Source organism: Achromobacter sp. GbtcB20, from assembly GCF_019091095.1.
Classification (GTDB): domain Bacteria; phylum Pseudomonadota; class Gammaproteobacteria; order Burkholderiales; family Burkholderiaceae_B; genus Achromobacter; species Achromobacter mucicolens.
Genome location: NZ_JAGXJZ010000564.1, coordinates 1 through 268 on the forward strand (window position 1 = coordinate 1; position 268 = coordinate 268).

A 268-nucleotide genomic window follows, 5' to 3' on the forward strand; every position below is an offset into this window, starting at 1 on the left:
CCAGTCCGGCATCACTACAGGCTTACCATGAAAATACTAGTCATCAGTCTCCCCAAGACCGTCGAGCGGCGCGCCCGCGCGGCGCAGAAGCTCGGCGAGCGCCAGCTCGCGTACGAGTTCATCGACGCCGTCGACGGCAGGGTCGACCAGCATCCTTCCCCCCGGCACTACGACGAGGCGAGCCTCCTGGTGCACCGCCGCCGCCGCGCCGCGCCGGGCGAACTGGGCTGCTACGTCAGCCACCTGCTGGCATGGGAGCGCAGCATTG

Annotated in this window: 1 protein-coding gene; it reads left to right on the forward strand. The window is 68.3% G+C overall.

The window, feature by feature from the left end:
- Nucleotides 1-27: 27 nt before the first annotated feature.
- Nucleotides 28-268: glycosyltransferase family 25 protein (locus tag KVT32_RS30230; protein ID WP_217619444.1), on the forward strand; the 241-nt coding region annotated here is incomplete at its 3' end.